The sequence below is a fragment of the Bathymodiolus platifrons methanotrophic gill symbiont genome (assembly GCF_002189065.1).
Taxonomy (GTDB): domain Bacteria; phylum Pseudomonadota; class Gammaproteobacteria; order Methylococcales; family Methylomonadaceae; genus Methyloprofundus.
On record NZ_BDMN01000293.1, the window covers coordinates 1 to 1,603 of the forward strand.

The 1,603-nt window shown below is 36.9% G+C and carries 2 protein-coding genes; one reads left to right on the plus strand and one right to left on the minus strand.

Annotation, left to right across the window (positions count from 1 at the left end; genetic code table 11):
- Window positions 1-719 (plus strand): hypothetical protein (locus tag CDZ78_RS22150; protein ID WP_167374335.1); only part of this gene is annotated, 719 nt, incomplete at its 5' end.
- Window positions 720-773: 54 nt separating this feature from the next.
- Here the strand turns inward: CDZ78_RS22150 and CDZ78_RS15470 are convergent.
- On the minus strand, window positions 774-1,603 hold an 830-nt coding region (locus CDZ78_RS15470), incomplete at its 5' end, for an ISAzo13 family transposase (RefSeq protein ID WP_087870810.1).

The window sequence follows — 1,603 nt, forward strand, 5'->3', positions numbered from 1 at the left end:
CGTTTTGTTACGCATGGTCGCTTGATGAATTTCTAGGAAACTTCAGTTTAGTAACACCGCCAATCCATGATAGTGGTGAAGCACTTTCAGCACTCACTAGCTTTAGGTTTCATAAAGCTCCAGGAGGGCTGTTTGATTTTGGGCCTGTTACTATTAAAACGGCTTTTATTACAGGGGATGCAGCATCAGATTTAAACGGTATAGAGGCTGTTAATGCTGCGACAGCAATTGTAGGCACTAATACAAATTTAGGTGCCAAGATTTCTATCCTTCGTAATATCGTGAATGAATTCAAGTTGGATATATCCAATCTACAAGCAGAGAAACTGCTCCTTCAACTAAATGCACTTAGTATGGTGGTTGTTCCACAAAACTATCCAGTAGCACTTTACAAAGCACCATTAGATTCTTCCTCTTCTTTGCTAATCCTGCAAATATTATTTAAAAATAATTCTCCAATCAACTTATCAAGTGATATTGATGGACTACTAACCTATTGGGGGCAATTGAATGCTTCTGTAATAATACTTAAAGATGTACTGAACAATCCATTAAATTACCAATTCAATGGCAAAACACCAGATGATCTATTAACAATATTAGGTGTGAATGATGCGTTAAGCAAAATCGAACTTGAAATCCAAAGAATCAGCAGTGAATTGGCAAGTAATTCAGTTTATAGACAGTCAATTGACTATTATTGTGACAACTATCTTTAATTTATTTACTACTAAGGAATAAGCACGAAACACGAAACAACTTCCCGATATTAATTATTCTTGAGGAATTGCACGGTAATTCCATTTTGGTAAATGTGTATCAAATACAATCGGCATTATTTCTTTGAAGTCAGCGGCATATTTTCGTCCTGTCTCGTATATTTTGTCGAGTATGTGAACAATTGTTGTTAGTCCTTTTGACGTTGATGTTCTAGAAATCAATGTTTTAACTGTTTCAACCGAGTCAAATACAACACCTTCACAAGCACGAGTCACATGAGGAAAAAAACGATGTTCAATGGGATTATACTTGGAGGTATAAGGAGGATAGTGGGCAATCCTAATTTCCAATCCAAGTGCATTCGCAGTCTTTTGTAAATCTTCTTTAAAAATGTAGTGCCGTGAGCTGTTACTCCCTCCACCATCGCAAAGGATCAACAATGATTTTGCTTTAGGATAATGAATAATACCCTCGTTTACCCACCATTGAAATAAGCTATCACAGGCAAATTCACTGGTATCATGACTCGTTCCAAGCGTGATATATCCTGTGTTTCGTTTGAGGTCATAAAACCCATGAGGAATAACACTGCCTGTTGCAGAGCTAGGGAAATCATGATCATTCGTTTGAATGGCTGCTTGTGTATAGAGCGATCCATTACGATAAAAAGTACCCAATAACTCTTTCTTTTTGGTATCCATACTAATAACAGGGTTTCCCGCATCCAGGTAGTCCTGCTTCAATTGGGTAATATTTTCAAATTGAGCATTGCGGTCAGGATGACCACCCATCGTAATGTTTTTCTGGGCTTTGCGCTTAACATATTCATGTTTTTTTAATAAATATCGAACGATATTACGACTGACAGAATAACCCTTTTTTA